This window comes from Micromonospora sp. 4G55, from assembly GCF_016803375.1.
On sequence record NZ_JAEVHN010000324.1, the window covers coordinates 1 to 6771 of the forward strand.

4 protein-coding genes and 5 pseudogenes are annotated in these 6771 nt (G+C 74.8%); 5 read left to right on the forward strand and 4 right to left on the reverse strand.

Going from position 1 to position 6771, the window contains the following annotated elements:
* The coding region (locus tag JNW89_RS22885; protein ID WP_238450449.1) for an ADP-ribosylglycohydrolase family protein at window positions 1-516 on the reverse strand (516 nt) is incomplete at its 3' end.
* Between the two features lie 73 nt (window positions 517-589).
* Between JNW89_RS22885 and JNW89_RS22890 the strand changes: the two are divergent.
* The 3 genes and pseudogenes from JNW89_RS22890 to JNW89_RS22900 all read left to right on the forward strand — a co-directional run bounded on the left by JNW89_RS22890 (window position 590) and on the right by JNW89_RS22900 (window position 3170).
* Window positions 590-1278 (forward strand): annotated as a pseudogene (locus tag JNW89_RS22890) (response regulator transcription factor).
* Window positions 1279-1307: 29 nt separating this feature from the next.
* A pseudogene (locus tag JNW89_RS22895) lies at window positions 1308-2711 on the forward strand (ATP-binding protein).
* Window positions 2712-2993: 282 nt separating this feature from the next.
* Entirely contained in the window at window positions 2994-3170 is a 177-nt protein-coding gene (locus tag JNW89_RS22900; RefSeq protein ID WP_238450450.1) for a hypothetical protein, read from the forward strand.
* 89 nt (window positions 3171-3259) lie between these two features.
* On the opposite strand, the gene JNW89_RS22905 is transcribed toward JNW89_RS22900, so the two are convergent.
* Together JNW89_RS22905 and JNW89_RS22910 are read right to left on the reverse strand one after the other, a co-directional pair.
* Window positions 3260-4285: an adenosine deaminase gene (locus JNW89_RS22905; RefSeq protein ID WP_238449553.1), complete on the reverse strand. Its 1026-nt coding sequence runs from the start codon at window positions 4283-4285 to the stop codon at window positions 3260-3262.
* A pseudogene (locus JNW89_RS22910) lies at window positions 4282-4488 on the reverse strand (trans-aconitate 2-methyltransferase); the annotation flags it as partial. The pseudogene JNW89_RS22910 and the gene JNW89_RS22905, both read right to left, overlap by 4 nt.
* 9 nt (window positions 4489-4497) lie before the next feature.
* Between JNW89_RS22910 and JNW89_RS22915 the strand changes: the two are divergent.
* A pseudogene (locus tag JNW89_RS22915) lies at window positions 4498-5310 on the forward strand (molybdopterin-dependent oxidoreductase); the annotation flags it as partial.
* 425 nt (window positions 5311-5735) lie between these two features.
* Here JNW89_RS22915 and JNW89_RS22920 read toward each other — a convergent pair.
* Window positions 5736-6119 carry a WhiB family transcriptional regulator gene (locus tag JNW89_RS22920; RefSeq protein ID WP_154941882.1) on the reverse strand — a complete coding sequence of 128 codons (384 nt, stop codon included), beginning with the start codon at window positions 6117-6119 and terminating at the stop codon, window positions 5736-5738.
* Window positions 6120-6373: 254 nt separating this feature from the next.
* Here JNW89_RS22920 and JNW89_RS22925 point away from each other — a divergent pair.
* A pseudogene (locus tag JNW89_RS22925) lies at window positions 6374-6771 on the forward strand (helix-turn-helix transcriptional regulator); the annotation flags it as partial.

The following is a 6771-nucleotide window of genomic DNA, read 5'->3' on the forward strand; positions in this document are numbered from 1 at the left end:
GGCCACGGCCACCGCCACGGCGCCGGCGATCCCCTCCGGGTGGGCGTGGGTGACCTCGGCGGAGGCGCGGGCCTGCGCCGCGGCCCGGGTGGTGGAGTCGGCGAACCAGGCGCCCAACGGCCCGACCCGCATCGCCGCGCCGTTGCCGCAGGAGCCCTGCCCGTCGAACGCCGACGCGGCGGCCACCGGCCAGGGCGTGCCGGTGCGGATCAGGCGCAGGATCGTCACCGCGCCCGGCCCGTATCCCCGGTACGGCTCGCAGCGCTCGGCGAAGGCGAGCGCCAGCCGGTCCCGGTCGATGCCGCCGTGCTCGGCGAGTTCGGCGACGACCGAGCAGGCCATCTCGGTGTCGTCGGTCCACTGCCAGGGCGGCGGGGGCAGCCGGCCGGCTGCCATGTCGTCCGGGTGCCGGCCCGGTACGAAGAACTGCGATCCCAGCGCGTCGCCGACGGAGAGACCGGTGAGACTGTCCCGGGCCAGGGCCAGCCGGGTGTCGGGAAACAGGGTGAACGTCATCGTCGTGCCAGCTTGCCCGGTGCGCGCGCCCTCCGCAACGCGATCAACTTGCCACGGGCAGTACGGTGCTGACGTGGCCACCGTGCTCCTGGTCGAAGACGACCACGTCGTACGCGGCGCGATGCTGCGTTCCCTCAGCGAGCGGGGGCACGCGGTACACGCCGTCGGCACGGCGCTGGACGCGCTGCGCCGGGTCGCCGCCGAGACCCCCGACCTCGTCGTGCTCGACCTCGGCCTGCCCGACCTGGACGGCTCGGACGCGCTGCGGATGCTGCGCGGCATCACCGACGTCCCGATCATCATCGCCACCGCCCGCGACGACGAGCAGTCGGTGGTCCGGCTGCTGCGGGCCGGCGCGGACGACTACATGGTCAAGCCGTTCACCGGCGCGCACCTGGACGCCCGGATCACCACCGTGCTGCGCCGGGTCGGCCGGGCCAGCCGGACGGTGCAGCCGGCGGTGCACACGGTGGGCGGCCTGCGGGTGGACGTGGGCGAGCGCAGCGCGGTGCTCGACGGGGAGCCGCTGGCGCTGACCCGCAAGGAATTCGACCTGCTGGCGTATCTCGCCGCACGACCGGCCGGGTAGTGTCCCGCCGGGAGCTCTTGGAGGAGGTATGGCGGCAGCCGTCGGTCGGCGAGGACCAGACCATCGACGTTCACCTGTACTGGCTACGCCGAAAGATGGGCGAGTCCGCGGCGAAGCCGCGCTACCTGCGCACCGTGCGGGGGGTGGGCTTCCGACTGGTGGCCCCGGACTGAGGCTGGCGCTGGCCTACCTCACGGCCGGCATGTGCGCGCTGGTCGCGCTGGCGTTCCTGATCCCGCTCGGGGTGAGCCTGCGCGACGACGTCCGCGACGAGGCGCTGGCCGACGCGGCGCGGCGCAGCGCGCTGGTCACCGGGGCGCTGGCGGTCAGCACCGAACCAGCGGCCGTGCGACGGCCGTGGAGGCCACCGGGGGACGACCCGGCGACCCGGCCGGTGGTGCACGGGCTGGGCGGGGGACGAGACGGCCGGCCGCGCCGCCGAGACGGACCTGCAACGGGCCCGCACGGAGAAGCGGTCGGTGGTCACCGACGTCTCCGGCGGGGTGCTGCGGCTGGACCCGGTGGTGCTCGACGGCCGGGTGGCCGTGGTCGAGGTGTTCGTCCCCGAGGCCGACCTCGACGAGGGCTCCGGCGGCACCTGGCTGCTGCTCGCCGCCGTCGCCGTGGCCCTGGTCGGCGCCGCCGTGATCGTGGTGGACCGGTGGCGGCCCGCGCGGTCGACTCCACCCGAGGGCTGGTCAAGGCGACCCTGGCCGTCGGCGACGGCGACCTGGGCGTACGCGTCGAGCCGAGCGGCCCGCGGGAGCTGGCCGAGGCCGGGTACGCGTTCAACCGGATGGCCGACCGGCTGGTCGCCTCCCGCACCGACGAACGGGAGCTGGTGGCGGACCTGTCGCACCGGCTGCGGACGCCGCTGACGGTGCTGCGGCTGGACGCCGAGGGGCTGGACTCCGACGACACCAGCGTCGGCTCGTTCACCCCGGCCGAGCTGGACCGGCGGCGCGCGATCCGGCGCATCCGGCAGGCGATCGTCACCCTCGAGGGTGAGATCGACGTGCTGATCAAGACCACCCGCAAGGCGGTGGCCCACGAGGCCGGGCCGGCGGAGTGCGACGTCAGCGAGGTGGTCCGGGACCGGATGGTGTTCTGGGCGGCCCTGGCCGGCGACCAGAACCGGCCGCACCGGGTCAGCGGCGCCCAGCTGCGCATCCCCGCGCCGGTGCCGCGCGCCGAGCTGGCCGCCGCGTTGGACGCGGTGATCGGCAACGTGTTCCGCTACACGCCGCAGGGGACGGCGTTCGAGGTGGCGGTCTCGCGCCGGGACGGCTACGTGGCGATCCGGATCGACGACGCCGGCCCCGGCATCGCCAACCCGGACCGGGCGTTGCGCCGGGGCGCCAGCGACCAGGGCTCCACCGGGCTGGGGCTGGACATCGCCAAGCGGGTGGCGTTGCAGGCCAACGGTTCGGTGAGCATCGACCGGGCCCGGCTGGGCGGGGCCAGCGTGGTGATGCTGCTGGCCGATCCGGAGGCGACGCCCCGGCAGGTCAACCGCTTCGGGCTGGTCGGCCGGATGGCCCGGGAGGCCCGGGAGCAGAAGACCAGCAGGCGCCGGTGGCCCCGGCAGCGTCCCGCCGACGACTGACCACCACGACCGGCAGCGCCGTTCCGCGACCGGGACGCCCCGGCGGCGAGGCGGGCGGGCGTTGGTTGTGCGGTGGCGCAAGTCTTCCTTAGATCCGGATTAACGCGGGCGCCGACGCGGCGGGACGCTGCCAGGATCAGGGAGAACCCATCAGCTCCACCGGTCTTGTCGCCCCTGACAACTGCCGGCCGGTGGAGCCCGAGCGCGCGGCGGGGGCACGGTCCCCCCACACCCGCTCCCGCCGCGCGCCCCACCTCTCAGCGACCGTCGTGAGGTGACCCGATGAGCCCCTCCGTGACCCGGCTGCTGCGCTGGGCCGCCGTGGTCGGCGCGGGCATCGCCCTCACGCTCGCGCTCTGGCAGGACCCGGTGCTGGCGGACGGCGTCGCCCCGCCCGCGATCCGGACGCGACCGCCGCGACACCGGTCACGCTCGCTGCCCCGGCCGCTCTCGACCTGACCGCCTCCAAGCCCTGATGCTTCGGCGGAGACCGGCGCCCCGGCGCGGCCGGCCGACCTGGGTCCGGCCGCGCGACGTGCTCCGCAGGCTCAGCGCGTCCCGGCGGCCAACCAGGCGTCGATCTCGGCGCTGATCCGGGCCTTCTCGCCCGGTTCGAGGAACGAGGCGGTCACCCCGTCCCGGGCCAGCGCGGCCACCCCCTCGGGGCCGACGTCGAGCAGCGCGGCGGCCACCGCGTACTCGTCGTTGAGGGTGGTGCCGAACATCGGCGGGTCGTCGGAGTTGATGCTGACCAGCACACCGGCGTCGACCAGCCGCCGCAGCGGGTGCTCCGCCAGCCGCGCCACGGCCCGGGTACGGACGTTGGAGGTCGGGCAGACCTCCAACGCGATCCGGTGCTCGGCCAGGTACGCCAGCAGCTCCGGGTCCTCGGCGGCGGAGATGCCGTGCCCGATCCGCTCGGCGCCCAGGTCGCGCAGGGCGTCCCAGACCGTCTGCGGGCCGGTGGTCTCCCCCGCGTGCGGCACCGAGCGCAGCCCGGCCGCCCGAGCCTGGTCGAAGTACGGCTTGAACTGCGGCCGGGGCACCCCGATCTCGGGACCGCCGAGGCCGAAGCTGATCAGCCCGTCCGGGCGCTCCTCCAGGGCGATCCGCAGGGTCTCCTCGGCCGCCGGCAGCCCGGCCTCGCCGGGGATGTCGAAGCACCAGCGCAGGGCGATGCCGAAGTCGGCCTCGGCCCGCTTGCGGGCGTCCTCGATCGCCTCGCAGAACGCCGGGGCGGGGATGCCCCGGCGCACGTGCGAGTACGGGGTGATGGTCAGCTCGGCGTATCGGACCTGCTGACGGGCCAGCTCGCGAGCCACCTCGTGGGTGAGGATCCAGACGTCCTCCGGGTCGCGGATCAGGTCCACGACGCTGAGGTACACCTCGATGAAGTGGGCGAAGTCGCGGAACGCGAAGTAGTCGGTGAGCGCGGCCGGGTCCGCCGGGACCGGGCTGCGCCCCTCGTGCCGAGCGGCCAGCTCGGCGACGATGCGGGGCGAGGCGGAGCCGACGTGGTGCACGTGCAGCTCCACCTTGGGCAGTCCGGCGATGAAGGTGGGCAGGTCGGTCACAGGTTCTCCTCTGCGCGGGCGACGGTACGGGCGACGGTGAAGATCCGGCGGAACGGGAAGTACACCTGACCCTGCCGCACCGGGTACGCCTCGGCGAGGCGTACCCCCAGCTCGGCCCGGAAGTCCGCCCAGTCGGCGGCGGCCAGCGCGGCCCGGACCGGTCGCAGCGCGGTCCCCTCCATCCAGGCCAGCACCGGGTGGTCGGCGGCGGGGTCGGCCCGGAGACCTGGCGGTTGCGGATCCACTGGCGGGTGCGCAACCCGATCGAGCTGAGCTTCGCCGACCTGCTCGCCCGGCCGATGGTGGAGCGGTACGTGACCCTGGCCTGCGTCTCCAACGAGGTGGGCGGGGACCTGATCGGCAACGCCCGGTGGTTGGGCGTACCCCTCAAGGAGTTGCTGGACGAGGCGGACCCGGAGGAGGGCGCGGACCAGGTGGTGGGGCGCTCGGTCGACGGCTGGACCTGTGGCACCCCGACGGCGGTGCTGCGGGACGGGCGGGACGCCCTGCTGGCGGTCGGGATGAACGGCGAGCCGCTGCCGGTCGAACACGGCTTCCCGGTCCGCATGGTGGTGCCCGGCCTGTACGGCTACGTCTCGGCGTGCAAGTGGGTGACCGAGCTGGAGCTGACCAGCTTCGCCGACTTCGACGCGTACTGGGTGCCGCGGGGCTGGTCGGCGCAGGGACCGGTCAAGACCCAGTCCCGGATCGACACGCCCCGCCCGCGCAACCGGCTCACCACCGGCCCGGTCATGGTGGCCGGGGTGGCCTGGGCCCAGCACCGCGGGATCAGCCGGGTCGAGGTACGCGTCGACGGCGGCCCATGGCGGGAGGCGACGCTCGCCCCGACGGTGTCGGTGGACACCTGGGTGCAGTGGTCCTGGCGCTGGGACGCCACCCCGGGCGAGCACACCCTCCAGGTTCGGGCGACCGATGCCACCGGCGAGACGCAGACCGGCCGGGAACAGCCGGTCGAGCCGGACGGCGCCACCGGCTGGCACACGGTCAAGGTCACCGTCCGCTGACCCCGCCCCGGCCACCCCAGGTGCGCCGGTCGTGATCGGTCCGCGCACGCGAGTTCGCCGTTTGCGGTGTGTCGCGGTGTCCCGACGGCTGCGACACCGCGACACGCCGCAAACGGAGTCGCTCCGGCGGCCGGACCGGGCGCGGCTCGGCGCCCCGGAGGGCGACGCCCTGCGGCAGGTGGGGCTGATCCGTTCACGTCATCAGATCCGTAGCGTCTCCGACCCACCTGCCGCCCGGACCGGGACCAGACCGGGGCCAGGCCGGGACCAGACCGGGACCGGGACCAGAACCAGACTGGGACCGGACCGGGATCAGAGTGGGGTCAGACCCGGCCTGGCGACCGGCCAGGGCCGCGGGCCGGGAACGCGCCGACGCCGCGCTCCGGTTTGCGGAGCGCGGCGTGGTCGGGGTCTCTCGGCCGGGGTCAGGCGACCTTGCGCTGGTCCGGCACGGCGGACTTGTGCGGGCGGCCCAGGCGGGCCTCCAGCCGGGCGATGTCGACCCGGGTCTGCCGACGGTCGGCCAGGTCCTCCCAGCCCAGCGCGAGCAGCCGCAGCCGCTCGGACTCGCTGAAGCCGCCCCAGACGCCGTACGGCTCGCGGACGGACAGCGCGTGGGCGGCGCACTCGGCCCGGACCGGGCAGGCCCGGCAGACGGCCTTGGCGCCGGACTCGCGGCGCAGCCGGGATGAGCCGCGCTCGCCGTCGGGGTGGAAGAACTGCGCGCTGTCGCGGCCCCGACAGGCACCGAGCCGCTGCCAGTCCCACAGGTCGACGATGGGTCCGGGCAGTCTACGTACGTTCGACATCAGCACCCCTCCTCCCGCGCGGCACCGCGGAGGTCTCGTTCGCATCCGGTGTCCGGGCGGCGGTCCGCGCAGGCGCACCGGTTCCGGCCTGGCGTCTCGGTACCCGACCTTTCCCCGACTCACACTTCTGTGATCGAAAACCTCGGACAAGTCGCGGCATATGCCCTGGATGTCGGAAAAGTTCGGAGGATTGCGGGGAACCTCCACCCCGGCCCAGCCGGCCATGGTCTGCTCTCTGCGGAGAGGAGACCACCGTGCGTACCGTTCTCGTCTGCGTCCGGACACCGCTCGCCGCGCAGCAGTTGACCTCGGCCGCCGCCCGGCTCGGCCTGGCCGCGGTCGTGCGGACCGCCGTCTCCGATCCCGAGGTGATGCTGCGGCTGGCCGAGCGCCCCGTCGACGTCGTGCTCGCCGACACCGCCCTCACCCGACCCGACAGTGCCGGCTTCGTCCGCCGGGTGCTCGCCCGTGCGCCACAGGCCGCCGTGCTGCTGCTCGGGGCCGAGGAGTCCGAGGCCGCCGCGGCGACGATCAACGCCGGGGCCCGGGGGCTGATCCAGGGCACCGACCACGACCTGACCAGCGCGGTGGCCAAGGCGCTGCTGCTGCTCTCCGCCCCCGGCCGGACGGCCCGGAACCGGGTCACCGACCG